General features: G+C 67.3%; 23 protein-coding genes. 16 read left to right on the top strand and 7 right to left on the bottom strand.

Annotated features, from left to right (window positions below; all coding sequences use genetic code 11):
- Nucleotides 1-17 precede the first annotated feature (17 nt).
- The 14 genes from dnaE to fabZ all read left to right on the top strand — a co-directional run bounded on the left by dnaE (nucleotide 18) and on the right by fabZ (nucleotide 15,652).
- Nucleotides 18-3,473: a DNA polymerase III subunit alpha gene (gene dnaE, locus ACE3O8_RS04860; protein WP_374387358.1), complete on the top strand. Its 3,456-nt coding sequence runs from the start codon at nucleotides 18-20 to the stop codon at nucleotides 3,471-3,473.
- Between the two features lie 50 nt (nucleotides 3,474-3,523).
- Nucleotides 3,524-4,045, top strand: coding sequence for a DUF1993 family protein (locus ACE3O8_RS04855; RefSeq protein ID WP_374387356.1), 522 nt, complete (start codon nucleotides 3,524-3,526; stop codon nucleotides 4,043-4,045).
- Nucleotides 4,042-4,716, top strand: coding sequence for a lysoplasmalogenase family protein (locus ACE3O8_RS04850; protein ID WP_374387354.1), 675 nt, complete (start codon nucleotides 4,042-4,044; stop codon nucleotides 4,714-4,716). Before ACE3O8_RS04855 ends, ACE3O8_RS04850 begins: the two co-directional genes overlap by 4 nt.
- A 98-nt stretch (nucleotides 4,717-4,814) precedes the next feature.
- Entirely contained in the window at nucleotides 4,815-5,570 is a 756-nt protein-coding gene (gene rpsB / locus ACE3O8_RS04845; RefSeq protein WP_374387352.1) for a 30S ribosomal protein S2, read from the top strand.
- A gap of 115 nt (nucleotides 5,571-5,685) precedes the next feature.
- Nucleotides 5,686-6,615, top strand: coding sequence for a translation elongation factor Ts (tsf, locus tag ACE3O8_RS04840; RefSeq protein ID WP_374387350.1), 930 nt, complete (start codon nucleotides 5,686-5,688; stop codon nucleotides 6,613-6,615).
- Nucleotides 6,616-6,717: 102 nt separating this feature from the next.
- Nucleotides 6,718-7,434: a UMP kinase gene (pyrH, locus tag ACE3O8_RS04835; RefSeq protein ID WP_374387348.1), complete on the top strand. Its 717-nt coding sequence runs from the start codon at nucleotides 6,718-6,720 to the stop codon at nucleotides 7,432-7,434.
- Between the two features lie 21 nt (nucleotides 7,435-7,455).
- Nucleotides 7,456-8,025, top strand: a complete 570-nt coding sequence (frr, locus tag ACE3O8_RS04830; protein ID WP_374387346.1) for a ribosome recycling factor — start codon at nucleotides 7,456-7,458, stop codon at nucleotides 8,023-8,025.
- A gap of 107 nt (nucleotides 8,026-8,132) precedes the next feature.
- Nucleotides 8,133-8,801, top strand: coding sequence for a polyprenyl diphosphate synthase (uppS, locus tag ACE3O8_RS04825; protein WP_374387376.1), 669 nt, complete (start codon nucleotides 8,133-8,135; stop codon nucleotides 8,799-8,801).
- A complete protein-coding gene (locus tag ACE3O8_RS04820) occupies nucleotides 8,788-9,639 on the top strand; it encodes a phosphatidate cytidylyltransferase (RefSeq protein ID WP_374387344.1) in 852 nt (283 codons plus the stop codon). The genes uppS and ACE3O8_RS04820 overlap by 14 nt, the downstream gene beginning before the upstream one ends.
- On the top strand, nucleotides 9,636-10,817 hold the full coding sequence (locus ACE3O8_RS04815) for a 1-deoxy-D-xylulose-5-phosphate reductoisomerase (RefSeq protein WP_374387342.1): 1,182 nt from the start codon (nucleotides 9,636-9,638) through the stop codon (nucleotides 10,815-10,817). The genes ACE3O8_RS04820 and ACE3O8_RS04815 overlap by 4 nt, the downstream gene beginning before the upstream one ends.
- Before the next feature lie 9 nt (nucleotides 10,818-10,826).
- The gene (gene rseP, locus ACE3O8_RS04810; protein ID WP_374387340.1) at nucleotides 10,827-11,969 is read left to right on the top strand and encodes an RIP metalloprotease RseP; all 1,143 of its coding nucleotides are present in this window, start codon (nucleotides 10,827-10,829) and stop codon (nucleotides 11,967-11,969) included.
- Between the two features lie 92 nt (nucleotides 11,970-12,061).
- Nucleotides 12,062-14,617 (top strand): outer membrane protein assembly factor BamA, encoded by a 2,556-nt coding sequence (gene bamA, locus ACE3O8_RS04805; RefSeq protein ID WP_374387374.1) that lies wholly within the window; start codon nucleotides 12,062-12,064, stop codon nucleotides 14,615-14,617.
- A gap of 11 nt (nucleotides 14,618-14,628) precedes the next feature.
- Nucleotides 14,629-15,198 (top strand): OmpH family outer membrane protein, encoded by a 570-nt coding sequence (locus ACE3O8_RS04800; RefSeq protein ID WP_374387338.1) that lies wholly within the window; start codon nucleotides 14,629-14,631, stop codon nucleotides 15,196-15,198.
- A 7-nt stretch (nucleotides 15,199-15,205) separates the two neighbouring features.
- A complete protein-coding gene (gene fabZ / locus ACE3O8_RS04795; protein ID WP_374387372.1) occupies nucleotides 15,206-15,652 on the top strand; it encodes a 3-hydroxyacyl-ACP dehydratase FabZ in 447 nt (148 codons plus the stop codon).
- A 73-nt stretch (nucleotides 15,653-15,725) separates the two neighbouring features.
- Here the strand turns inward: fabZ and ACE3O8_RS04790 are convergent, their stop codons facing one another.
- The 7 genes from ACE3O8_RS04790 to ACE3O8_RS04760 all read right to left on the bottom strand — a co-directional run bounded on the left by ACE3O8_RS04790 (nucleotide 15,726) and on the right by ACE3O8_RS04760 (nucleotide 22,346).
- Nucleotides 15,726-15,854, bottom strand: a complete 129-nt coding sequence (locus ACE3O8_RS04790; RefSeq protein WP_374387336.1) for a hypothetical protein — start codon at nucleotides 15,852-15,854, stop codon at nucleotides 15,726-15,728.
- Nucleotides 15,855-15,952: 98 nt separating this feature from the next.
- Nucleotides 15,953-16,438: a molybdenum cofactor guanylyltransferase gene (locus ACE3O8_RS04785; RefSeq protein WP_374387370.1), complete on the bottom strand. Its 486-nt coding sequence runs from the start codon at nucleotides 16,436-16,438 to the stop codon at nucleotides 15,953-15,955.
- A gap of 29 nt (nucleotides 16,439-16,467) precedes the next feature.
- Entirely contained in the window at nucleotides 16,468-17,631 is a 1,164-nt protein-coding gene (locus ACE3O8_RS04780; RefSeq protein WP_374387333.1) for an isovaleryl-CoA dehydrogenase, read from the bottom strand.
- Nucleotides 17,628-19,547 (bottom strand): biotin carboxylase N-terminal domain-containing protein, encoded by a 1,920-nt coding sequence (locus ACE3O8_RS04775; RefSeq protein WP_374387331.1) that lies wholly within the window; start codon nucleotides 19,545-19,547, stop codon nucleotides 17,628-17,630. The genes ACE3O8_RS04780 and ACE3O8_RS04775 overlap by 4 nt, the downstream gene beginning before the upstream one ends.
- The gene (locus ACE3O8_RS04770) at nucleotides 19,544-20,005 is read right to left on the bottom strand and encodes a hypothetical protein (protein WP_374387329.1); all 462 of its coding nucleotides are present in this window, start codon (nucleotides 20,003-20,005) and stop codon (nucleotides 19,544-19,546) included. Before ACE3O8_RS04770 ends, ACE3O8_RS04775 begins: the two co-directional genes overlap by 4 nt.
- Nucleotides 19,993-20,763, bottom strand: a complete 771-nt coding sequence (locus ACE3O8_RS04765) for an enoyl-CoA hydratase-related protein (RefSeq protein WP_374387327.1) — start codon at nucleotides 20,761-20,763, stop codon at nucleotides 19,993-19,995. The genes ACE3O8_RS04770 and ACE3O8_RS04765 overlap by 13 nt, the downstream gene beginning before the upstream one ends.
- 2 nt (nucleotides 20,764-20,765) lie before the next feature.
- Entirely contained in the window at nucleotides 20,766-22,346 is a 1,581-nt protein-coding gene (locus tag ACE3O8_RS04760; RefSeq protein WP_374387325.1) for a carboxyl transferase domain-containing protein, read from the bottom strand.
- A 148-nt stretch (nucleotides 22,347-22,494) separates the two neighbouring features.
- On the opposite strand from ACE3O8_RS04760, the gene rpmE reads away from it, so the two are divergent.
- Complete coding sequence (gene rpmE, locus ACE3O8_RS04755; RefSeq protein ID WP_374387323.1) at nucleotides 22,495-22,725, top strand: 50S ribosomal protein L31; 231 nt, start codon at nucleotides 22,495-22,497, stop codon at nucleotides 22,723-22,725.
- A 119-nt stretch (nucleotides 22,726-22,844) separates the two neighbouring features.
- Nucleotides 22,845-23,336 carry a DUF3598 domain-containing protein gene (locus tag ACE3O8_RS04750; RefSeq protein ID WP_374387321.1) on the top strand — a complete coding sequence of 164 codons (492 nt, stop codon included), beginning with the start codon at nucleotides 22,845-22,847 and terminating at the stop codon, nucleotides 23,334-23,336.
- Nucleotides 23,337-23,404: the final 68 nt, after the last annotated feature.

The raw sequence follows: 23,404 nt of genomic DNA, 5'->3' as shown, positions 1-23,404 counted from the left end.
AGGACCAAGGTTTGGCCATGTTCATTCCCCTTCGCGTGCAGAGCTGCTTTTCGATGCTGGAATCCACCATCGAGGTGAAGGCGCTGGCGAAGGAGGCGGCCAAGCGCGGGTTTCCGGCCATCGGGCTGACGGATCGTGGGGCGCTGTTTGCCGCCATGGCCTTTTCCAAGGCCTGCATGGATGAAGGCGTGCAGCCGCTGATTGGCACGCTGCTGCCCATCGTGCGGGATATGCCGCCCGGGTCGCTGCGGCCCGGCGCGAAGCCGCCTGTCGATCATCTGGTGCTCTATGCGCAGACCGAAACGGGGTGGCAGAATCTGCTGCAGCTGGTGTCTGCCACGCATATGGAGGGCGAGGGGGGGCTGGAACGGCTGGCGGGGCGCAGCGAGGGGCTGCTGGCGCTGACGGGCGGGGCCGACGGCGCGCTGGCGAAACTGCTGGCCGAGGGGCAGGCCGAGGACGCGGAGGCGCTGGCCGCGCGGCTGAAGCAGCTGTTCGGCGACCGGCTGTTCGTGGAGATTTCCCGCACCGGCGATCCGGTGGAAAAGGCGAGCGAGCATGGGCTGCTGGCGCTGGCGCATGCGCAGGGGCTGCCCATCGTGGCGACCAATCCGGCGCGCTTCCTGGAGCCTTCGGGCCATGCCGCGCACGACGTGATGCTGTGCATCGCGGACGGCGCCTATCTGGAATCGGCGGACCGCAAGCGATCCAACCCACGCCATTATCTGCCGACCGCCGCCGAAATGGCGGAGCGCTTCGCGGACCTGCCCGAAGCGCTGGCGATGACGGAGCATGTGGCGAAGCGCTGCGCATTCGCCCTGAAGAAGCGCGACCCCGTGCTGCCCAAGCTGGTGCCCGATGCGGAGGCCGAGAAGGCCGAGCTGGTGCGGCTGGCGGAGGAAGGGCTGCGGCGGCGGCTGGCGGCGATGTCGGTGGACGAGGCCCCCTATTGGGAGCGGCTGGCCTTCGAGCTGAAGATCATCGGGGACATGGGCTTTTCCGGCTACTTCCTGATCGTGGCCGACTTCATCCAGTGGTCGAAGGCGCAGGACATTCCAGTGGGGCCGGGGCGGGGATCCGGCGCGGGTTCCGCCGTTGCCTGGGCGTTGCAGATCACCGATCTGGACCCGCTGGCGCTGGGCCTGCTGTTCGAGCGGTTCCTGAACCCCGAGCGCAAGTCCATGCCTGACTTCGATATCGATTTCTGCGAAACGCGGCGGGAAGAAGTGATCCGCTATGTGCAGCAGAAATATGGCCGCGAGCAGGTCGCGCAGATCATCACCTTCGGAACGCTGAAGGCCCGCGCGGTGGTGAAGGATGTGGGGCGGGTGATGCAGCTGCCCTATGGGCAGGTGAACCGGCTTTCGAACCTGATCCCGGCCAACCCGGCCGACCCCTGGGACCTGAACCGGACGCTGAACGGCGTGCCGGAGCTGAAGCAGGAGATGGCGGCCGACCCCAAGGTGGAGCGGCTGATCCAGGTGGGCCTGCAACTGGAAAACCGGCCGCGCCACTCCTCTACCCATGCGGCGGGCGTGGTGATCGGGGACCGGAACCTGTCGGAGCTGGTGCCGCTGTATCGCGACCCCCGATCCGATTTCCCGGTGACGCAGTTCGACCTGAAATGGGCCGAGGAAGCGGGGCTGGTGAAGTTCGACTTCCTGGGGCTGAAGACCCTGTCGGTGCTGGCGCGGGCGAAGAAGCTGCTGGCCGGGCGGGGGGTGGAGATCGATCTGGACCGGCTGCCGTGGGACGATGCCGATGTCTATCAGATGATGACGCGCGGCGACACGGTGGGGGTGTTCCAGTTCGAATCCGAAGGCATGCGCCGGGCGCTGGCGCTGGTGAAGCCGACCCTGTTCGAGGACATCATCGCGCTGGGCGCGCTTTACCGCCCCGGCCCGATGGACAACATCCCGAGCTTTGCGGCGCGGAAATGGGGCCGGGAGGAGCCGGATTACCTGCACCCCATGCTGGAGCCGATCCTGAAGCCGACCTATGGCGTGATCATCTACCAGGAACAGGTGATGCAGATCGCGCAGGTGCTGGCCGGATACTCGCTGGGCGAGGCCGACCTGCTGCGCCGGGCGATGGGCAAGAAGATCCAGGCGGAGATGGACGCGCAGCGGGCGCGTTTCGTGGAGGGCGCGAAGGCCAAGGGCGTGCCGGACACGCAGGCCGAGTTCATCTTCAACCTGGTCGACAAGTTCGCCGGTTACGGCTTCAACAAGAGCCATGCGGCCGCCTATGCGCTGGTCGCCTGGCAGACGGCCTGGCTGAAGCATCATCATGCCGCCGCCTTCTTTGCCGGATCGATGGCCTATGACATCCATCTGACCGACAAGCTGGCGGTGTTCGTGGACGACATGCGGCGGCTGGACGTGCCGTTGCTGGGGCCGTGCATCAATGCGTCGGCCGCGGATTTCAGCCTGGAGGACCACGACGGCCGGATCGCCGTGCGCTATGCGCTGGGGGCGTTGAAGGGCGTGGGCGAGGGCGCGATGGAGGACATCGTGCGGGAACGGGCGGCGAACGGGCCGTTCCTGAGCCTGGACGACTTCGTGAACCGCATCGATCCGCGCGCGCTGAACCGGCGGCAGATGGAAGCGCTGGCGAGCGCGGGGGCGTTCGACTGCTTCGGGCTGGACCGGGCGCGGGTGTTCGAGGGCGCGGAGCTTCTGATGGCGGCGGCGACGCGCGCGGCGGAGCAGCGGCTGACGGGGCAGGGCGGGCTGTTCGGCGGGGATTCGGCGGCCGAAGCCGTGCTGCTGCCCGATGCGAAGCCTTGGGTGCTGGGCGAGCGGCTTTCCAAGGAGCGCGAGGCGTTCGGCTTCTGGTTTTCGGGCCATCCTGTCGAGGCGCATTCGGCCGTGCTGGCGGCAATGCATGTGGTGACGGCGGTGGATGCGCTGGCGCGCCGGGCCCCCGCTGGCACCCGGCAGGGCGTGAAGATGGCGGGCCTTGTGGAGGACACGCGCTGGCGGGTGCCGCAGGGCAAGGGGCCGGACCGGCGCTACATGATGGCGGACCTGACGGACCAGTCGGGCAAATGGGGGGCGACCTGCTTCAACGCGGAGGCGCAGGAGGCGCTGGCCGCGGGCCTCGCCGCCGGCGAGCCGCTGCTGCTGGACGTGGAACTGCAATGGCGCGAGGGCGATGAAAGCCCGCGCCTGACGATCCAGAACGGTACGCCGCTGAACGCGCTGGTGAAATCGGTGCGGGCACTGCTGTCGATCGAGCTGGCGGCGGATGCGCAGCCGGGGCTGCTGCCCGCGCTTGCCGCCTGGCTGCCGCGCGGCGGGCGCAGCGTGGTGGAGGCGATCGTGCCGATGGCGCATGGCGGAACGGCGCAGATCCGGCTGGGGCAGGATTTCCTGCTGCCGGCGGGTGCCGAGGCGGAAATCGGGCAGCTGCCCGGAATCGCGGCCGCGCGGATCGAGGCGATGAGCCAGCCCCTGCGGCTGGTTGCCTGAGGGGCGGCGCGCGGCCTAGACTTCACCGGAACGGACAAGGGGAGAGATGCATGCCGATTTCGCTTTACGACGCCTTCGTGCCCAGCACGCGGCAGATCCTGGGGTCTGTGCAGGCGCTGCTGGACAAGGCCGAGGGCTGGTGCGCGGAGCAGGGCTGCGGGGAGGCGGCGATCGTGGGCGCGAGCCTGCATGAATCGATGCTGCCCTTCAGCTTCCAGATCAAGTCCGTCGCCCAGCACAGCTTCGGCGCGATCGAGGGCGTGCGGGCCGGAACGATCGACGGGATGGGCGGCGCCATGCCCGGCGATTTCGCGGGGATGAAGGCGCTGCTGGCGAAGGCCGCCGACGGGCTGGCGGCGGTGACGGCCGAGGAAATGGAAGGCCTCATCGGCCGGGACATGACCTTTGTGCTGCCGGGCATGAAACTGCCCTTCACGGCGGAGAATTACCTTCTCTCGTTCGCGCAGCCGAACTTCTATTTTCACGCGACGGCGGCCTATGCGATCATGCGGGCGAAGGGCGTGGGGCTGGGCAAGCGCGATTTCCTGGGCCAGCTTCGGATGAAGATGTGAGCGCTGGCGCGAAGGCCGGTGTTCAGGCGCCGCTGATCTTCCTCGCGGCGCTGGCCGCCGGGATCAGCTATGTCGTCAGCTGGGCCGTTCCCCTGCCGGACTGGGCGGCGATCGCCTGGAAGGGCGCGGGCGTGGGCCTGCTGGCGACCTGGGCGAGCCGGCAGGGCACCAGCGCTGACCACAGGCTGCTGGCGACCGTGCTGGTGCTGGGCGCGACGGCCGACATGGTGCTGGAGATTCACTTCATCGCAGGAGCCGCCATTTTCGCGCTGGGGCATGTGGTGGCGATCGCGCTTTACCTGCGGAATCGGCGGGCGGGCGTGGGGCTGAAGGATGTGGCGCTGGGGGCCGCCTTCGTGGCGGGAACGGTGGCGCTGGCCTTCGCGCTTGCCAGCCCGGACTGGGCGCCGCCCGTCGCCTTCTATACGCTGTTCCTGGCTGCGATGGCGGCGTGCGCAATGATGTCCCGCTTTCCGCTGGCGGCGGCGGGGGCGCTGCTGTTCGTGCTGAGCGACCTGCTGATCTTTGCGCGGATGGGCCTGATCGCCAATGTCGGCTGGGCCGATCTGGCGGTGTGGGCGACCTATTTCGCCGGGCAGGCGCTGATCGCATGGGGTGTCGCCAAGGCGCTGGGCGGGCCCGGACTTGACTCCGGAGCCGCCCGACACTAGTTGCGCCGCCCATCCCACACGCGAGGGGAAACCTTCCGGTGCCCGGCCACAGTCGGGCTTACCTTCGCGGCGGAACCAACCGGTTAGGAGAAAAGACCATGACGGCACATGACGTGTCGATGCAGGCGCTGCTGGAAGCTGGCGCCCATTTCGGCCACCAGACCCACCGCTGGAACCCGAAGATGAAGCCCTACATCTTCGGCGAGCGCAACGGCGTTCACATCCTTGACCTGTCGCAGACGGTGCCGCTGTTCGCGCGCGCGCTGGATTTCGTGCGCGCCACCTCGGCCGCCGGCGGCAAGGTGCTGTTCGTCGGCACCAAGCGCCAGGCGCAGGAGCCGATCGCGGAAGCGGCGCGGCGTTCGGGCCAGCATTATGTGAACCACCGCTGGCTGGGCGGCATGCTGACCAACTGGAAGACCATCTCGGCCTCGATCAAGCGCTTCAAGACGCTTGAAGAGCAGCTTTCGGGCGACACGCACGGCTTCACCAAGAAGGAAGTGCTGAAGATGACCCGCGAGCGCGACAAGTTCGAAGCCTCGCTGGGCGGCATCCGCGACATGAACGGCCTGCCCGACCTGATGTTCGTGGTGGACGTGAACAAGGAAGACCTCGCCATCAAGGAAGCCAATGTCCTTGGCATCCCGGTGATCGCGATCCTGGATTCCAACTGCGATCCGGCCAACATCGCCTTCCCGGTTCCGGGCAACGACGATGCCAGCCGCGCCATCCAGCTGTACTGCAACGCGGTGGCGGATTCGATCCTGGCCGGCAAGCATGGCCGCATGGCCGACCAGGGCGTCGACCTGGGCGCCCAGGCCGAGCCCGAGCTGGACCCGGCGCTTTCCGCCTGAGATTCCGGCGGGGTTTTTCCCGCCGTGTCATCAAACTGACGTTCGGGGGTTGCACGGAGCCGTGCAGCCCCCCGAACCCTTAAGACCAGAATTCGAAAGAGAAGAGGAGCCGAACATGGCCAACATTACCGCCACCCTCGTCAAGGAACTCCGCGACCTGACCGGCGCGGGCATGATGGACGCGAAGAAGGCGCTCGTCGAAGTGGAAGGCGAAATCGAGAAGGCGATCGACTGGCTGCGCGCGAAGGGCCTTGCCTCTGCCGCGAAGAAGTCGGGCCGCACGGCTGCCGAAGGCCTGGTGGGCGTTGCCGTTTCCGGCAACCGTGGCGCCGTGGTGGAAGTGAACGCCGAAACCGACTTCGTCGCCAAGAACGCGCAGTTCCAGGGCTTCGTGAAGGAAATCGCCGGCGTGGCGCTGGCCAAGGGCGACAAGGTGGAAGACCTGCTGGCTGCCGACTATCCGGCGGGCGGCGGCAGCGTGCAGGACGTGCTGACCCACAACATCGCCACTATCGGCGAGCAGCAGGTGCTGCGCCGCGCGGCCGTTCTGGAAGCGACCGGCGTGGTCGCCTCCTACATCCACAATGCCGCGGCCCCCGGCCTTGGCAAGATCGGCGTGCTTGTCGCCATCGACAGCGACATTGCCGACAAGGATGCGCTGATGACGATCGGCAAGCAGGTGGCCATGCATGTGGCGGCCGCGAACCCGCTGGCGCTTTCGATCGAGCAGATCGATCCGGCGCTGCTGGAGCGCGAGCGCGCCATTGCCGCCGAAAAGGCCGCCGGTTCGGGCAAGCCCGCCGACATCATCGAGCGGATGGTGGATGGCGCGGTGAAGAAGTTCGCCGGCGAACAGGCGCTGCTGAGCCAGGTGTTCGTGATCGACGGCAAGTCGAAGGTGGGCGATTTCATCGCCACCGAAGCCAAGCGCCTGTCGGGCAACCTGCTCGTCGCCAAGTTCATCCGCTTCCAGCTGGGTGAAGGCATCGAGAAGGCCGAGAGCGACTTCGCGGCCGAAGTGGCGGCTGCCGCCGGCGTCGCGTAAATCCGCGCGGAATTGATCGGGGCGCGCCGGCACTGCCGGCGCGCCCTTTTCATGTCCGCCGCACGCCGCTAAGCGGAACAGGTTCCAACAGTCAGGCAGCGCATGTCCCCTACGCCCCACAAGCGAATCCTCCTGAAGCTTTCGGGCGAAGCGGCCATGGGCGACCAGGCCTTCGGCATCGACCCGGCCACCGTGCAGCGCGTGGCGGGCGAGGTGCGGGCGGCGAAGGATCGCGGGCTGGAGCTGTGCCTGGTGATCGGCGGCGGCAACATCTTTCGCGGGATGGCGGGCGCCGCCAAGGGCATGGACCGGGCGACGGCCGATTACATGGGCATGCTGGCCACCGTGATGAACGCGCTGGCGATGCAGGATGCGCTGGAGCAACTGGGTGTCGAGACGCGCGTGATGTCGGCCATTCCGATGGCGGCCGTGTGCGAGCCCTATATCCGCCGCCGGGCGGAGCGGCACCTGGAGAAGGGCCGGGTGGTGATCTTCGCCGCCGGCACCGGCAGCCCCTATTTCACCACCGACAGCGGGGCGGCGCTGCGCGCGGCCGAGATGAAGTGCGACGCGCTGTTCAAGGGCACGTCGGTGGATGGCGTGTACGACAGCGACCCCAAGACGAACCCGGGCGCGACGCGCTATGAGCGGATCGGCTTCGACAAGGTGCTGGCCGACAATCTGAAGGTGATGGATGCGGCGGCGATCGCGCTGTGCCGCGACAACCGCATCCCGATCGTGGTGTTCAATATCCGGGAAGAAGGCAATCTCGCCCGGGTGCTTGCCGGCGATGGCGTTTCGACCATCGTTGGCGGATAAGACGGATTCAAGGGGAGTAGCATGGCTGATTTCGACGCCAACGCAACGAAGGCCGATCTGGAGCGCCGGATGAAGGGCGCTGTCGAGACGCTGAGGAATGACCTGGGCGGCCTGCGGACGGGCCGCGCCTCCACGACGCTGCTCGATCCGGTGCAGGTGGAGGTGTATGGCGCGAACATGCCGCTGAATCAGGTGGCGACGGTGACGGCGCCGGAACCGCGCATGCTGTCGGTGCAGGTGTGGGACCGTTCGAACGTGCAGCCGGTGGAAAAGGCGATCCGATCGGCGGGCCTGGGGCTGAACCCGGTGACGGAAGGCCAGACGCTGCGCCTGCCCATCCCCGACCTGACGGAAGAGCGCCGCAAGGAGCTGGCGAAGCTGGCGACGCAATATGCCGAAAAGGCGCGGATCGCGATCCGCAACGTGCGCCGTGACGGCAATGACGGGCTGAAGACGGCCGAGAAGAAGGGCCAGATCAGCCAGGACGAGCAGAAGCGCCTGGAAGGCGAGGTGCAGAAGCTGACCGACAAGGCGATCGCCGAGGTGGACGCCACAGCAACCGCCAAGGAGAAGGAAATCCTTGGCAAGTGAAATGGTTCAATCCCGTGCGCCCGGCCCCGCCGGCGGGTGAGGCCGCAAGCGGCGTCGCTGACGAGGCCGGGCCTGTGCCCGGCGGGCCGCGTCATGTGGCCATCATCATGGACGGGAATGGCCGCTGGGCGAAGGCGCGGCGGCTGCCGCGCGTGGCGGGGCACCGGGCCGGGGTGGATGCCGTGCGGCGCATCGTGCGGGCCGCCCCGCGCATGGGCATCGAGACGCTGACCCTCTATGCCTTCAGCTCGGAGAACTGGCGCCGCCCGGCGGACGAGGTTTCCGACCTGATGAGCCTGCTGCGGCACCATCTGCTGGCCGAACTGGAAGAGCTGGATTCGGCGGGCGCGCGGCTGAGCCTGATCGGCGACTGGCGGGCGATGAAGCCCGATGTCGTCGAGCGGCTGGAAAATGCGATCGAATCGACGCGTGGCAACGACAGGTTCCGGCTGGTCGTGGCGCTGAACTATGGCGGGCAGGACGAGATCGTGCGCGCCGCCCAGCACCTGGCGGCGCGGGTGGCGATGGGCGAGATCGCGGCGGCCGAAATCAGCGCGGAGATGATCGAGGCGGAACTGGATACCGCCGAGCTGCCGCCTGTCGACCTCATCATCCGGTCGTCCGGCGAACAGCGGCTGTCCAACTTCCTGCTGTGGCAGGCCGCCTATGCGGAAATGTGGTTCACCCCCGTGCTGTGGCCCGATTTCGACGAGGCCGTGTTGAGGGAGGCCATCGAGGCCTTTGCGCAGCGCGAGCGACGCTATGGCGGGCGCTGAGCCGGGGGCGGGCCCCGCGGGGGGCTCCAACCTGAAATCCCGCGTGATCGTGGGGGCCTTCCTGGCGGTGATCGCCATTGCCGACATCTGGGTGGGCGGGCCTGCCTTCACGCTGATGATCGGGGCTGGCGTGGGCCTGGTGCTGTGGGAATGGGGGGCGATGCACGGCACGCCGCAGCCGTGGCGGATCGCCGGGCTGGCGGCGCTGGCCGGGGCCTGCCTCATGGCGCACCTGGGGCGGCCGGTTCCCGCGCTGCTGCTGTTGCTGGGGGCGATCCTGGCCCTGCTGGCGCTGTCGATCCTGCTGCGCGCGGGCGGCAAGCGCTGGATTTCGACGGGCCTTGCCTATGCCGGATTGCCGGCGGTTTCCCTGATCTGGCTGCGCGGCCAGCCTGACGGCTTCGCGCTGGTGATGTGGACGATGGGGCTGGTGTGGGCGACGGACATCCTGGCCTATTTCGCCGGGCGTTCCATCGGCGGGCCGAAGATCTGGCCGGCGATCAGCCCGAACAAGACCTGGGCCGGGCTGCTGGGCGGCATGGCAGGGGCGGGGGCCTTTTCCGCACTGTTCGCCCATTTCGCCGGCTGGCCGCAGTCGCTGCCGCTGATGGCGCTGCTGGGCGCGGGGCTGGCCGTGGTGGCGCAGGCGGGGGACTTTTTCGAAAGCTGGCTGAAGCGGCGCGCCGGGGTGAAGGATTCGGGCACGCTGCTGAAGGCGCATGGCGGGATCATGGACCGGGTTGACGGGCTGGTGCCGGTGGCCTGCGTGGTGGCCTTGTGGGCAAGCCAGCAGCGGCCCGCCGACTATGTGATGAGGGTGACGGAGATGCTGGCTTGAAGCGGCTGACGATCCTGGGTGCGACCGGCTCGGTCGGGGCGTCCACGCTGGACCTTGTGGCGCGCAACCCCGATCGCTTTTCGGTGACGGCGCTGACGGCCGGCAAGGACTGGCGGCGTCTGGCCGAGCTGGCGCGGACCTTCCGGCCGGATCATGTGGTGATCGCGGACGAAGCGGCGTTTGCCGACCTTGCCGAAGCGCTGGCGGGCGAACCGGTGACGGTGTCGGCCGGGGCGGCGGCGCTGGCGGCCGTCGCGCGGGAGCCGGCCGACCTTGTGGTGGCCGCGATCGTCGGTGCCGCCGGGCTGCCGCCGACCCTTGCCGCGGTGGAAGCCGGGATTCCCGTGGCGCTGGCCAACAAGGAGGCGCTGGTGTGCGCGGGCAGCCTGATGACGGCTGCCGCCGCGCGCACGGGGGCCGCGCTGCTGCCGATCGACAGCGAGCACAATGCCATCTTCCAGGTGCTGGAGGACCGGAGCCGCGTGAGCCGGATCGTGCTGACGGCATCGGGCGGACCTTTCCGGCAGATGCCGCGCGAAGCGATGGCGGCGGTGACGCCGGCGCAGGCGGTGAAGCATCCGACCTGGTCGATGGGGGCGAAGATTTCCATCGATTCGGCGACGCTGATGAACAAGGGGCTGGAGCTGATCGAGGCCTGGCACCTGTTCGGCGTGCGGCCGGATCAGCTGGGCGTGCTGGTGCATCCGCAGAGCCTGGTGCACGGGCTGGTGGAATATGTGGACGGTTCGGTGCTGGCGCAGCTGGGGCCGGCGGACATGCGTGTGCCCATCGCCCATGCGCTGGCCTGGCCGGAACGGATCGCGACCCCGGTGGAGCGGCTGGATCTCGCGAAGATCGGGCGGCTGGAGTTCGAGGAGCCGGATCGCGAGCGGTTCCCGGCGCTGGCGCTGGCCGAGGCCGCGCTGGCCGAGGGGCAGTGCCGCCCCTGCGTGCTGAATGCGGCGAACGAGGTGGCGGTGGCCGCCTTCCTGGAAGGGCGTATCGGGTTCCTGGAAATCGCCGCCGTCGTTGCCGCAACGCTGGAGGCGATGGACAGCCGCTGCCCGGAGTCGCTGGCGGACGTGTTCGAGACGGACGCGCGGGCGCGGGCCGTTGCACAACAATATGTTACGAGGGTGAAACAAAGTTCGTTTGCGGGCCAGCGGGCGGCCGGGTAGACAAGCAGCATGGAAACGCTCGCCAGCCCCGGTATTCTCTTCACCCTCGCCATCTTTGCGCTTGTCATCGGCCTGCTCGTGTTCGTGCACGAGTTCGGCCATTACGGCGTGGCCCGGCTGTTCGGCATCAAGGTGGAAGCCTTTGCCGTGGGCTTCGGCAAGGAAGTGGTCGGCTGGACCGACCGCAACGGCACCCGCTGGAAGCTGGGCTGGATCCCGATGGGGGGCTATGCGAAGTTCGCGGGCGACGCCAATGGCGCCAGCCAGCCGGACTATTCGCTGGACAGCCAGTTGCCGGAGGATGAGCGGGCCAACTTGTTCCACAACCGGCCGCTGTGGCAGCGGTCTCTGGTGGTGGCGGCGGGGCCGGCCATCAACTTCCTGTTCGCGATCCTGATCTTCGCCGCCTTCTTCATGACCTATGGCCATCAGATCACGCCGGCCGTGGTGGGCAAGGTGGTGGACGGCACGCCGGCGGCCGCCGCCGGGCTGAAGGAAGGCGACCGCATCCTGAGCATGGACGGGCAGGGCGTCGACCGGTTCGAGGACGTGAGCCGGATCGTTGCGATCAATCCCGGCACGCCGATCGAGATCGTGCTGGAGCGCGGCGGCGAGACGAAGTCGCTGGAGGCGAAGCCCCGCATCGTGACCGAGGTGGACCGCTTCGGGAACAGCTATCAGCGGGGCCAGCTGGGCCTGATGTCGGGCGAGCTTGTGGTGGTGCGGCACGGGCCGGTGCAGGCGCTGCGCTGGGCGATGGTGGAAACCTGGGCGACCGTGCGCATGATGTGGGACACCATGGCCCAGGTGGTCATGGGCCGCAGGCCGCTGGACGACCTGGGCGGGCCGGTGAAGATCGCGCAGTTTTCCGGGCAGAGCGCGACCCTGGGACTGCCCGCGCTGATCGGCTTCATCGCCCTGATCTCGATAAACCTCGGGTTCATCAACCTGCTGCCAATCCCGATGCTGGACGGCGGGCATCTGTTCCTCTACGCGCTTGAGGGTGTCCGGCGTCGGCCGCTTCATCCCAAGGTGCAGGAATGGGCGTTCATGTCGGGATTCGCGCTGCTGATGTCGCTGATGCTGGTGCTTACATGGAACGACCTTCGGTCGGTGGGCATGTGGGACCGCATTACCAGCGTCATCGGCTGACAAGGCAGGAAACCAGGGATCACGTGACGATCAATGTGGCGGCGGCGGGCCACGGCCTTGCCAAGTTAACCAAATCCAGCCGATCCAGCTGCCTGCCGTTCCTTCTGCTTGGAACGGCGCTTGTGGCGCCGACGGCCGCGTTCGGCCAGACGGCGCCGGCTGCGGCTGCCCAATCCGGTTCGGCCCAATCTGCTGCGGCACAGTCTGCAGCTGCGCAGGCGGCGCCTGCCGCAGCCCCCGTGGCAGAAGCGCGGCGCATCCGTTCCGTGAACGTCGTCGGCAATGAGCGGCTGGAGCCGGATACCGTGCGGTCCTATGTGGAGCTGCGGCCCGGCGAGATCTATGACCGGGTGCTGCTGGACCGCGCGCTGAAGGACCTGTTCGCGACCGAGCTGTTCGCCGACGTGCAGATCCGCGACGACGGCGACGGCAACATCACCATCGACGTGCGCGAAAACCCCGTGATCAACCGCGTGATCATCGAGGGCGCCAAGCGCGTGAAGGAAGACAAGATCCGCGAGGAGATCAAGGTGGCCCCCCGCCAGATCTTCACGCGCAGCCGGGCGCGGGCCGATGTGGCACGCATCCTGGAGCTATATCGCCGGGGCGGGCGCTTTGCCGCAAAGGTGGAGCCCAAGATCGTCCAGCTGGAGCAGAACCGGGTCGACCTGATCTTCGAGATTTCGGAAGGCCCGAAATCGAAGGTGCGGCAGATCAACATCATCGGCAACGAGCAGTTTTCCGACAAGGAACTGCGCGAGCAGATGGTGACGCGGCAGGCGCGGCCGCTGCGCATGTTCACCTCGAACGACACCTATGATCCCGACCGTCTGGCCTATGACCAGCAGAAGCTGCGCCAGTTCTATCTGACGGAAGGCTTCGCCGATTTCCGGGTGGTTTCGTCTGTCGCGGAACTGACGCCGGACCGGCGCGACTTCATCGTGACCTATGTGATCGAGGAAGGCGAGCGCTACAAGTTCGGCAAGGTGGATCTGGAAAGCCAGATCCGCGACGTGAAGGCCGAGGCGTTCAAGGCGCTGATCCCCATGAAGGAGGGGGACTGGTACAACGCCAAGATGGTGGAGGACACCATCGACGGCCTGACGGAATCCGTCGGCCTTCTGGGCTATGCCTTCGCCGATGTCCGCCCGAACTTCGACCGGGACAAGGACAAGAAGGAGATGGGGATCACCTTCGTGATCAACGAAGCCCCCCGTGTCTATGTCGAGAGCGTGACGATCAACGGGAACACCCGCACCCGCGACGAGGTGATCCGCCGCGAGTTCCGCCTTGCCGAGGGCGACGCCTTCAACTCGGTGAAGGTGAAGCGCTCGCGCGACCGGATCCAGAGCCTGGGCTTCTTCCAGGAAAAGCTGGAAGTGAAGCAGACGCCCGGCGCCGCGCCTGACAAGGTGGCGCTGCAGGTGGATGTGGAAGAGCGGCCGACGGGCTCGCTGCAACTGTCTGCGGGCTTCTCGTCGATCGAGCGCTTCATCTTCAGCTTCTCCATCGAGGAGCGGAACTTCCGGGGCCGGGCGCAGCAGCTGCGGCTGAGCGCGAACATCAGCTCTTATTCGAAGTCCATCGAACTGGGCTTCACCGAACCTTATCTGTTCGACCGGAACCTGGCGTTCGGATTTGATATTTTCCGCAGGGATTTGAACAGCTTCACCTATAATACCAGTGGTGAGCGCTCGACCACCTACGAACAGACGACGACGGGCTTCCAGATCCGGGCGGGCACGGCGATCACCGAATATTGGTCGGCGCAGGTGCGCTATGGCTTCTCCATCGACGATGTGGGCCTGGACGAGGCGACCTATTACACCAACGGCGTCTGCGATCCGCTGAAAGCCGGGCGCTATCTGTGCGAAGCGGTGGGCCGGAATACGGTGTCGTCGATCGGCTACAGCCTCGTGAACGACACGCTGGACAACCGAATCCGGCCATCGCGCGGGCAGCGCTTCATCCTGAGTCAGGATTTCGCGGGGCTTGGCGGCTCGGTGAAATATCTGCGCACGCGGGTGAACTATGACCGTTACTGGGCGCTGCCGGCGGGCTTCATCCTGAACGTGGGCGGCGAGGCCGGGAACATATTCGGTTGGGGCGGCGAGGATGTCCGCCTTGTCGACCGCTTCTATCTGGGCGAACCACGGTTCCGCGGCTTCGGCATCCGGGGCGTGGGCCCCCGGATCATCCGCAAGAGCTATGACAAGGTCACCGACACGGTCGATAGCAACGAGGACAACTGGTACAGCGATTCCATCGGGGGCCAGAGCTATTATCTGGGCCGCGTGGAAGTCGAGGTGCCGCTGGGCTCCGGCGGGCGCGAACTGGGCCTGAGGCCTTCCGTGTTCGTGGATGTCGGCGCTCTGTGGGACGTGACCTTCCCCGACCTCTACACCAAGTCCGACAATATCGTGCAGCAGGCCTGCGACGCGAACGGCCAGAACTGCGTGGATTACACCTCGCCGGGCTTCATCGAGGAAGCCTATGGCAACAGTGCAAAGCCGCGCGTTTCCATCGGCGTGGGCGTTTCGTGGAATTCGCCCTTCGGTCCTTTCCGCTTTGACCTTGCGAAAGCCCTGAAGAAGGTGGAAGGCGACGAAACGCAGATCTTCCAGTTCAATGTAGGAACCCAATTCTGATGACCAGCTTCATGAAGACCATGACTGCCGCCCTGCTTCTGGGTGCGGCCGCCGTGCCGGCCGCCGCGCAGCAGCTGTCGCCGCCGGTGATCGTGATCGTGGATATGGACCGGGTGGTGAACGAAAGCGCGGCCGGCAAGCAGGCCGCCACCGACCTGCAGGCGAAGGCCCAGCAACTGGCGACCCGCCGCACCACGCTGGCAGGCCAGCTGCAATCCGAAGCCCAGGCGATCGGCCAGGGCCAGCAGAACAAGACGCTGGCCGGCCCGGCGCTGGAGCAGCGCGTGAAGGCGTTCCAGGACAAGGAAAATGCCGCCAACCAGGAACTGGCCCGCGGCCAGGAGGATCTGGCCCGTTCGCGGCAATATGTGATCCAGCAGATTTCCACCGCGTCGGATCCGATCATCACGCAGATCATGCGCGAACGTGGCGCCTCCATCGCGCTGCAGAAGGGCGCGACGCTTCAGCACACGGCCTCGCTGGAAGTGACGAACGATGTGGTCGGCCGGCTGAACACCAGCCTGCCGCGCGTGTCCGTGACGCCGCCGGCGCCGACGGCGCCTGCCGCCCCCCGCAACTGAGCCGGGGCTGACGGCCTTGGAGATCGGGGGCATCCTCGCGCGGCTTCCGCACCGGTTCCCCATGCTGCTGGTGGACCGGGTGGAGGAGCTGGTGCCGAATGAACGGATTACCGCCGTGAAGGCGGTGACGTTCAACGAACCCTTTTTCCAGGGCCATTTTCCCGGCCGCCCGATCATGCCGGGCGTTCTGATTGTGGAGGCGCTGGCGCAGGCCGCCGGTGTCCTCGCGATCGAGAGCCTGGGGCTGCAGGGAACGGGCAAGCTTGTCTATTTCATGGCCATCGAGGATGCGAAGTTCCGCAAGCCCGTGGAACCCGGCTGCCTGTTGAAGCTGGAAGCGGAATTCATCCAGCGCCGCGCGACCGTGTGCAAGTTCGCCGGACGGGCGATGGTGGACGGCGTGCTGGCGGCCGAAACGCGCTTCACCGCGATGATTGCGGATCCGCCGGCCTGAGATCCCCCGGGGCTTGCCCCGTGAAGGCGGCCCCGTTTCCGGCAGACGCCTCGTTGAGGCGATCCCCTTCGGATCAGTCCGTGCGCTTCGGCTTGTTGCTGCCGCGGCGGACGAGGAGGATGCCCGCCGTCGCGATGCCGATTGCGGTGATGCCGCTTGGTGTCATGATCAGGGCAGCGAGTGCGTCAATAGTGTCCAGCACGACTCGAGTCCTTCGCTTGTGTTGCAACGCAGCATATACCGCAACCGCGTGACAGTCACTTGCAGGAAAGCGACAAAAAGTGCGCCTGACGGGTTGAATCAGCCGAGGTCGGCCGGCCGGTTGATGTTTCGCAGGTTGGGCAGTGGCACGTGCCGGGCGCCAAGCAATCCGGCCAGGCGGCGGATCGATACGGCGCCTTCTGTCAGGGCAACTGCCTCAATCTCTTCGAAAAGACCGACTGGCCACAGGCCGAGCAGCCATTGATCCTGGGCGACAGCTGGCGCCGGGGCGAGCCGGGCGGCCGTGTCGGGCGGAATTCCCAGCAGGTCACAGGGCGCGAGCAGGACGGCGTCGAATCCATGGCTATGCCCGTGCTGCAATGCAGCGCAAAGCCCGCCGACCGGGCCGAGACCGGGGGCGGGATGATCCGGCAGGCCCGGCAGGCCGTTCCAGCTTCGCCCGCACAGCACGAGACCCGCCGTCTGCGGGGCGAGCGCGTCGGTCACATGGGCCAGCAGCGGCTTGCCCCTGTGCAGGGCCAGCGCCTTGTCGCTGCCGAAGCGGCTTGCCTCGCCGCCGGCCAGGATGGCGCCCAGGATGCGCGGCGCGCGGGTCAGGCGGTTTCCTCGAACAGTTCGCGCCCGATCAGGTAGCGGCGGATTTCGGACGTGCCCGCACCGATCTCGTACAGCTTCGCGTCGCGAAGCAGGCGGCCGGCCGGATAATCATTGATATAGCCGTTGCCGCCCAGCGCCTGGATTGCCTCCAGCGCCATCCAGGTGGCCTTTTCGGCGGCATAGAGGATTGCGCCGGCGGCGTCCTTGCGGGCGGTTTCCCCCCGGTCGCAGGCCTCCGCCACGGCATAGACATAGGCGCGCGACGTGCTGAGGGCGACATACATGTCCGCGAGCTTGCCCTGCATCAGCTGGAACTGGCCGATGGGCTGGCCGAACTGCTTCCTGTCGTGGACATAGGGGACGACGAGGTCGAGCGCGGCCTGCATGATGCCCAGCGGGCCGCCGCACAGCACGACACGCTCGTAATCGAGGCCGGACATCAGCACCTGCGCGCCCCGGCCTTCCTCGCCCAGCACATTCTCGAACGGGACTTCGCAATCCTCGAAGATCAGTTCGCAGGTGTCGGAGCCGCGCATGCCCAGCTTGTCGAGCTTTTGCGCGGTGGAGAAGCCCTGCATGCCGCGCTCGATCAGGAAGGCGGTGATGCCGCGCGGACCGGCCTCGGGGTCTGTCTTGCCATAGACCACCAGCGTGTCGGCGTGGGGGCCGTTGGTGATCCAGAACTTGTTGCCGTTCAGCACGAAGCGGTCGTTCCGCTTTTCCGCCCGTAGCCGCATGGAGACGACGTCGGAGCCCGCGCCGGGTTCCGACATGGCGAGGCTGCCGACATGATCGCCGGAGATCAGCTTCGGCAGGTAGCGGGCCTTCTGTTCGGCGGTGCCCCAGCGGGCGATCTGGTTGATGCAGAGGTTTGAATGCGCCCCGTAGGACAGGGCGACCGAGGCCGAGGCGCGGCTGATTTCCTCCACCGCGATCACATGGGCGAGATAGCCGAGCCCGGCGCCGCCGTCGGCTTCCTTCACGGTGATGCCATGCAGGCCAAGCGCCCCCAGCTTTGGCCAGAGATCGCGCGGGAATGTGTTGGTGCGGTCGATCTCGTCTGCGCGGGGCGCGATTTCGGCTTCGGCAAAGGCCCGGACGCTGTCGCGCAGCATCTCCATTTCCGGGCCGTGGTTGAAGCGGAGCATGGGAATGGTCATGGCCTTGGTTCCTGTTCGGCGTGGACGAGGGTGACGAGCAGCGCCCCTTCCGCGACCTGGGTGCCGGCTGTGGCGGAGACGAGTTCGACGGTGCCGTCGAACGGGGCTGTCAGCCTGTGTTCCATCTTCATCGCCTCCAGCACGGCGAGCCGGTCGCCGGCGCGGACACTGTCTCCGGCCTTGACGAACAGGCCGATGAGCTTGCCCGGCATGGGGGCGACGATCTGGCCGTCGGACGGGCCGGCCGCGCTGTGGCCTGCCCAGGCCGGGTTTTCCGCCAGGAAGCGCCAGGTTTGCCCCTTCAGCCGGGCTTCGACGCCGCCTTCGATGGGGACGATGGCGGCCTGGCGGCTGGGCATCTGCAGCTCGCCATCCAGCCGGATGCCGTCAGGCCCGGCGGCATAGCGATATTCCGTGCCATCCTCTGCCCAGAGCGCGGACGGGCTGACGGGCGGCAGGTTCAGGCGGAAGGGGCGGGCGAACGGGCCTTCGGGCGAGGCGGCGGGGCGGGCGGCGGCGGCCGCCGCGACGACGGCCGGGGGCGGCGCCTCCGTTTCGAACAGGCTCGCCTCGTGCGTGGCGATGAACCCCGTGTCCACCTCGCCCGCGATGAAGGCGGGGTGGGCAGCGAGGCGGGCGAGGAAGCCCCGGTTCGTGGTGACGCCCTCCACCTGGGTTCGATCGAGCGCGGCGACCAGCCTTGCCAGCGCCTCTTCCCGGGTGGGGGCGTGGGTGATGACCTTGGCGATCATCGGATCATAATGGACGGTCACTTCGCCGCCCTGCTGCACGCCGGTGTCGATCCGCGCGCCATCCCCGAAGACGAGGCGGCTGAGCGTGCCGGTGGAGGGAAGGAAGCCCTTGTCCGGGTTTTCGGCATAGAGGCGCGCTTCCACCGCATGGCCGTGGCATTCGATCGCGTCCTGCATCAGCGGCAGCATTTCACCCCGCGCCACGCGGATCTGCCATTCCACCAGATCCTGCCCGGTGATCGCTTCCGTCACGGGATGCTCCACCTGGAGGCGGGTGTTCATTTCCATGAAGTAGAATTTCGGGTCGCCATTCTCGTCGCGGTCATCCATGTCCAGGATGAACTCCACGGTGCCGGCATTTTCATAGCCGATGGCGTGGCCCGCGGTGACGGCGGCGATGCCCAGCACATGGCGCAGTTCATCCGACAGGCCGGGCGCGGGGGCTTCCTCGATCACCTTCTGGTGGCGGCGCTGCAGCGAACAGTCCCGCTCGAACAGGTGGACGACATTGCCGTGCCGGTCGCCGAAGATCTGTACTTCCACGTGCCGGGGCCGGGCGATCAGCTTTTCCAGCATCACGCCATCATTGCCGAAGGCGGCGGCCGCCTCGCGCTTGGCGGCCAGCAGCGCTTCGGTGAACTCTGCCTTGGCGTTGACGGGGCGCATGCCCTTGCCGCCGCCGCCCGCGACCGCCTTGATGAGCAGCGGATAGCCGATCATCTCGGCCATGCGTTCGAGGCGCGGCAGCGACTGGTCATCGCCCATGTAGCCGGGCGTGACGGGCACGCCGGCCGCCTTCATCTTGGTTTTCGCGCTGTCTTTCAGGCCCATCACGCGGATGGCCTGATCCGAGGGGCCGACGAAGGTGAGGCCCGCCTTGCGGACGGCTTCCGCGAAATCGGCGTTTTCGCTGAGGAAGCCATATCCGGGGTGGATGGCGTCCGCGCCGGTCGTCCGTGCGGCGTCCAGAATCCTTTCGGGCAGCAAATAGGATTCGCGCGCGGGCGCCGGGCCGATCAGCACGGCTTCGTCTGCCGCCGCCACATGCGGGGCATGGGCATCGGCCTCGGAATAGACGGCGACGGTGGCGATGCCCATGCGCCGCGCGGTGCGGATGATCCGGCAGGCGATCTCGCCCCGGTTGGCGATCAGCAGTTTTTTCATTTGGTGCAGCCTTCGGGTTCAGCGGTCCAGCCGAAGCTGGCAATGCGCCAGGCGCCGTCCACCTTCAGCAGGCTGATGCTGTCGACTCCGCAGTGGGAACGCTTGCCGGCGATATCGAAGCTGTAAGGGGTCCAGACCTGCGCGAGTCCGGTTCGGACGAGGATGGTTGGAGCTCCCGTGCGGACTTCGCTCAGGCCCCGCTTCGGCCCTTTCATGCGCTCCAGCATCGCAGGCAAGGGGATGACGCTCGTGCGCGGCTTGCCGTCGTCGCCGATCGATTCGCGGTAGAAGACGGCGCCCGGCAGCAGGAGGGCCGCAAGCGCGACATCGTCCTGCGCGCTGATGGCGGCCAAGGCCGCATCGACGGTGTTCAGCAGTGCGACGTGTTCGGCGTCGGCAGGCTGAGCCGCGACAGGAGCAGCGGCAAGGAGGGCGACGGTCGTGATCAGGCGGACCATTTCGGTTTCCGTTTCTCGAGGAAGGCGGCGAGACCTTCGCGGCCTTCGGCGTCGGCGCGGCGGGCGGCGATCCGCTCGGCGGTGTCGGCGCGCAGGGAATAGCTGATGGTCTGGCCGGCGACGTCGCGGACGAGAGCCTTGGCATCGGCGATGGCGCCCGGCGCCCCGAGCAGCAGATTGCGGAACCAGCCCTGCGCGACCTCTTCGGGGGTGTCGCTGACGGCCTGCACCAGCCCCATCGCGCGTGCGTCCTCCGCGCCGAAGCTCTCGGCCGTCAGGAAATAGCGGCGGGCGTGGGCGGCGCCGATCTTGGCGACCACGAAGGGGGAGATGGTGGCGGGCGTCAGCCCAAGGCGCACCTCGGACAGGCGGAACTCGGCGTCGGGGGTTGCGACGACCATGTCCGCGCAGGCGGCGAGCCCGACGCCGCCGCCAAAGGCCTTGCCATGGACGATGGCGATCACGGGCTTCGGGCAGTCGTTGAGCGTCGCCAGCATGTCGGACAGGCGCATCGCATCGGCGCGGTTCGCCTCGTCGCCGGCGCTTGCCTGCGCCCGCATCCAGCCGGCGTCGGCGCCGGCCGAGAAGCTGGGGCCGTTGCCGGCGAGCAGGATGGCACGCACGGCTGCCTGCTGCCCCAGCGCGGTGAAGGCGTGCGTCAGTTCGAGGATCGTCTCGGCGGTGAAGGCATTGTGCTTCTCCGGCCGGTCGAGGGTGACGCGGGCGAGGCCCTCGGTATCGGTCGAGACCTTCAGCATGGTCACATCCGGAACAGGCCGAAGCGGGTTTCGGGCCCGGGCGCGTTCAGCGCCACGGCGAGGGAGAGGGCGATGACATCACGGGTGTCTTCCGGCGCGATGATGCCATCGTCCCACAGGCGGGCGCTGGCGTAATAGGGATTGCCCTGCTTTTCATATTGCTCGCGGATGGGGGCCTTGAAGGCTTCCTCCTCTTTCGCATTGGAAAAGCCGCCGGATTTCACCGTGGCGAGGACCGAGGCCGCCTGTTCGCCGCCCATCACGCTGATGCGGGCGTTGGGCCACATCCACAGGAAGCGCGGGGAATAGGCGCGGCCGCACATGCCGTAATTGCCCGCGCCGAAGCTGCCGCCGATCACGATGGTGATCTTGGGCACCCCGGCTGTCGCCACCGCCGTCACCAGCTTGGCGCCATGCTTGGCGATGCCCTCATTCTCGTAAGCCTTGCCGACCATGAAGCCGGAGATGTTCTGCAGGAAGATCAGCGGAATCTTCCGCTGGCAGCACAGTTCGATGAAATGCGCGCCCTTCAGCGCGCTTTCCGAAAACAGGATGCCGTTGTTGGCGATGATGCCCACCGGCAGCCCCTCCACATGGGCGAAGCCGGTGACGAGGGTGGCGCCATAGAGCGGCTTGAACTCGTCGAAGCGGCTGCCATCCACAAGGCGGGCGATGATCTCGTGGACATCGACGGGGTGGCGGGTGTCTGCCGGCACCAGCGCGTGCAGATCCTCTGCCGGGAATTTCGGCGGATCGACCGGGATGCGCGCAGGGCTCTCGCCCGGCGGCACGGTGGCGATCGCGTCGCGCACCAGTTGCAGGGCATGGGCGTCATCCTCTGCCAGATGATCGACGACGCCCGACAGCCGCGCGTGGACGTCGCCGCCGCCCAGATCCTCTGCCGTCACCTCCTCGCCGGTGGCGGCCTTCACCAGCGGCGGGCCGCCCAGGAAGATGGTGCCCTGGTTCCTGACGATGATGGATTGATCGGCCATCGCGGGCACATAGGCCCCGCCCGCCGTGCAGCTGCCCATCACGGCCGCCACCTGGGCGATGCCGGCGGCCGACATGTTCGCCTGGTTGAAGAAGATGCGGCCGAAATGTTCGCGATCGGGGAATACCTCGTCCTGCCGGGGCAGGTTCGCGCCGCCCGAATCGACGAGATAGATGCAGGGCAGCCGGTTCTGCGCGGCAATCTCCTGCGCGCGCAGATGCTTCTTCACACTGAGCGGATAATAACTGCCGCCCTTCACAGTGGCGTCGTTCGCGACGATCATGGCCAGCCGGCCGGAGACCTGCCCGACGCCCGCGATCAGGCCGGCGGCCGGCACATCCTCGCCATAGACATCCTGTGCGGCGAACTGGCCGATTTCGAGGAAGGCGGTGCCGGGATCCAGCAGCCGCTCCACCCGTTCGCGGGGCAGCAGCTTGCCGCGCGCCACATGGCGCTGCCGCGCGGATTCCGGGCCGCCGAGGGCGATTCCGGCAGCTTTCGCGCGCAGATCCGCGACGAGCGCCGCCATCTGGGCCCGGTTCGCATCGCTTTCGGCGCCCGACGGCACCTGGGTTCCAATCACTGGCATGGCTGCCTGTTAGAGGGCTTTCGTTGCATTCGCAAAGCCTGTGGGCGCATGGACGGGCGGCTGAACTTGCCTTTTGGGCGTGGGGCCGCTATGCGCGCCGCCTTTCCCGGCTGGTCGGAACCAGCCATTTCACGAAGGACGTTCGCAAATGGCCAAGGCTGGCATTCACCCCGATTATCACACCATCAAGGTGCAGATGACGGACGGCACCGTGTTCGAAACCCGCTCCACCTGGGGCAAGGAAGGCGACACGCTGGCGCTGGACATCGATCCGAAGAGCCACCCGGCCTGGACCGGCGGCGCCGCGAAGCTGCAGGACGGCGGGCGCGTTGCCAAGTTCAACAAGCGCTTCGGCGGGCTGACCAGCCTGAAGAAGTAAGCCTTCGGGCCTTGCCGAAAACGGCCGTGCGGAGCGATCCGCGCGGCCGTTTTCGCATGTCTGCGCTTGCGCTTGGCCGCCGCAGGGCCGAAAACCGCCGTTCAGGAGGGACGGGGCGGATGGTTCTGAAAGAGCAGCTGGCGGGGCTGGCGAGACATGAGGGCGTTTGGGACGGCAGCTATCGCCATTATGATGGCGCGGGCAAGCTGGTGGACGAGCATCGCAGCCGGGTGCTGTGCTGCTTTCCGGAGGGCGGCGAGCATCCCTATGTGCAGACCAACATCTATGACTGGGCCGATGGCCGCTCCCAGCGGATGGACCTGCCCGCGTCGTTCCGGGATGGCCGGCTGTGGTGGGACAATGCGCTGATCCGGGGCTGGGCGACGGAACTGCCCATGGACGACAACCGGCGGACGCTGGTGCTTTACTGGCAGCGCGTCGACGATCCTGAGCTTTATGTCTATGAAATGATCCAGATTTCCGATTGCGGGAAGAAGCGGGCGCGGACCTGGCAATGGATCCGCGACGGCGAACTGGTGGCGCGCACCGCCATCGAGGAGAAGCTCGTCTCTCGCGATTGGCAGCGGGTGCAGGCGAAGAAGGCGGCCTGACGGCGGTGCAGCCGCGCCCGATCCTGACCGCGAACGAGATGCGGGCGGCGGAAGCGGCCTGGTGCGCC

Source organism: Sandaracinobacter sp. (assembly GCF_041909755.1).
Taxonomy (GTDB): Bacteria; Pseudomonadota; Alphaproteobacteria; order Sphingomonadales; family Sphingomonadaceae; genus Sandaracinobacteroides.
Note: the sequence above shows the minus strand (reverse complement) of the source record. Positions and strands in the feature narration are given on the sequence as shown.

Bases quoted from the DNA above. Each gene is read 5' to 3' on its own strand.
- pyrH (WP_374387348.1), top strand. From the start codon at position 6,718: ATGTCCCCTACGCCCCACAAGCGAATCCTCCTGAAGCTTTCGGGCGAA.
- ACE3O8_RS04750 (WP_374387321.1), top strand. From the start codon at position 22,845: ATGGTTCTGAAAGAGCAGCTGGCGGGGCTGGCGAGACATGAGGGCGTT.
- rseP (WP_374387340.1), top strand. From the start codon at position 10,827: ATGGAAACGCTCGCCAGCCCCGGTATTCTCTTCACCCTCGCCATCTTT.
- rpmE (WP_374387323.1), top strand. From the start codon at position 22,495: ATGGCCAAGGCTGGCATTCACCCCGATTATCACACCATCAAGGTGCAG.
- ACE3O8_RS04780 (WP_374387333.1), bottom strand. From the start codon at position 17,631: ATGACCATTCCCATGCTCCGCTTCAACCACGGCCCGGAAATGGAGATG.
- uppS (WP_374387376.1), top strand. From the start codon at position 8,133: ATGGACGGGAATGGCCGCTGGGCGAAGGCGCGGCGGCTGCCGCGCGTG.
- ACE3O8_RS04855 (WP_374387356.1), top strand. From the start codon at position 3,524: ATGCCGATTTCGCTTTACGACGCCTTCGTGCCCAGCACGCGGCAGATC.
- frr (WP_374387346.1), top strand. From the start codon at position 7,456: ATGGCTGATTTCGACGCCAACGCAACGAAGGCCGATCTGGAGCGCCGG.
- ACE3O8_RS04770 (WP_374387329.1), bottom strand. From the start codon at position 20,005: ATGGTCCGCCTGATCACGACCGTCGCCCTCCTTGCCGCTGCTCCTGTC.
- ACE3O8_RS04820 (WP_374387344.1), top strand. From the start codon at position 8,788: ATGGCGGGCGCTGAGCCGGGGGCGGGCCCCGCGGGGGGCTCCAACCTG.
- dnaE (WP_374387358.1), top strand. From the start codon at position 18: ATGTTCATTCCCCTTCGCGTGCAGAGCTGCTTTTCGATGCTGGAATCC.
- ACE3O8_RS04760 (WP_374387325.1), bottom strand. From the start codon at position 22,346: ATGCCAGTGATTGGAACCCAGGTGCCGTCGGGCGCCGAAAGCGATGCG.
- ACE3O8_RS04765 (WP_374387327.1), bottom strand. From the start codon at position 20,763: ATGCTGAAGGTCTCGACCGATACCGAGGGCCTCGCCCGCGTCACCCTC.
- ACE3O8_RS04775 (WP_374387331.1), bottom strand. From the start codon at position 19,547: ATGAAAAAACTGCTGATCGCCAACCGGGGCGAGATCGCCTGCCGGATC.
- tsf (WP_374387350.1), top strand. From the start codon at position 5,686: ATGGCCAACATTACCGCCACCCTCGTCAAGGAACTCCGCGACCTGACC.
- ACE3O8_RS04800 (WP_374387338.1), top strand. From the start codon at position 14,629: ATGAAGACCATGACTGCCGCCCTGCTTCTGGGTGCGGCCGCCGTGCCG.
- rpsB (WP_374387352.1), top strand. From the start codon at position 4,815: ATGACGGCACATGACGTGTCGATGCAGGCGCTGCTGGAAGCTGGCGCC.